This window comes from Lysobacter korlensis, assembly GCF_042434515.1.
The window spans coordinates 1-1,001 of sequence record NZ_JBHLTG010000047.1; the positions used below are offsets into that span (position 1 = coordinate 1).

The 1,001-nt window shown below is 61.3% G+C and carries 1 protein-coding gene; it reads left to right on the top strand.

Annotated elements, in window-relative coordinates; translation table 11 throughout:
- Positions 1 to 435 precede the first annotated feature (435 nt).
- Positions 436 to 873, top strand: coding sequence for a hypothetical protein (locus ACFFGH_RS34370; protein WP_386677461.1), 438 nt, complete (start codon positions 436 to 438; stop codon positions 871 to 873).
- The last annotated feature ends 128 nt before the right edge of the window (positions 874 to 1,001 follow it).

The following is a 1,001-nucleotide window of genomic DNA, read 5'->3' on the forward strand; positions in this document are numbered from 1 at the left end:
GGCCAGCGAGTGTCTAAGCACCTCGGACTCTTTCGGGCCTAACTACGCGTTCAAGCCGAAACCGCTTCGCGGTTCGGCTTAACTTGAGTGTTAGGCGCTACGAAAGTGACAGAACAGCCCTTGAGTCTCCATGACGCGACCCTAGCTTCGGTGCGACTCGATTGGGCGTCGGGCACTTGTTGGCTAGAGTTCGCGGGCTCACCCTCACACCCGGAGCCATTCCATCTACTCTTCGACCATGTCGAGCAGTTGGTTCTGCCGCGGCAGGCGCCATGGGGCCCGTCCGTGTCGGTCCTAGAGCTCAGGAACCCAGACCCGGGTCGCTACGAGCTCGAGATGCAGTCAGGGGACACACTCGTGGTCGTAGCGCCTAACAATTCGTCCAAGCCGACACCGCTTCGCGGTGCGGCTTAACTCAGGTGTTAGGCCGCACACATGCAACGTCGCGATCTTGAGCTTTTCGCTGACTACAACCAGTTCTACCTCCAGGACGAGCCGGCGAGCGGTGACTTGTCAGATGCGTGGACAGACGAGGCAGTAGAGAGGCTGCTCGCTCTCGCTCCGGGTACGGTTGGTGTGGGCACTGCCAGCAACGGCAATGTCCCTGTTGCCGTCGAGGTGCTTGAGGGCGCGCCGGCACAATCATTCCAGCCGTACGATCAGGTCACTGAGTGTTCGCTAGAGGTCGCGCATGGGCCGTTGGTCGTCGCGGGCTGCACGGAGTATTTTCCAGAGGCAGCGCGCATCCTTCTGGCGCCCGGTGTCTATCGGGTCCGCGTCAGTTACTGTCTGTCCGGCGAAGAACGCTACCTTGTCCAGCTCTGGCAGGCCCCGCGAATCGAGGCTCTCGTGGTCAAGGCACGTGCGGCCTAACAATTCGTCCAAGCCGACGCCGCTTCGCGGCGCGGCTTAACTCAGGTGTTAGGCCGCATGGAAAGTGCACTGCAGCGTGAAGTCGAGGACTTGACTGAGCGTCGCATCGTGCGGCGACCGAGACGCTA

Bases quoted from the DNA above. Each gene is read 5' to 3' on its own strand.
- ACFFGH_RS34370 (WP_386677461.1), top strand. From the start codon at position 436: ATGCAACGTCGCGATCTTGAGCTTTTCGCTGACTACAACCAGTTCTAC.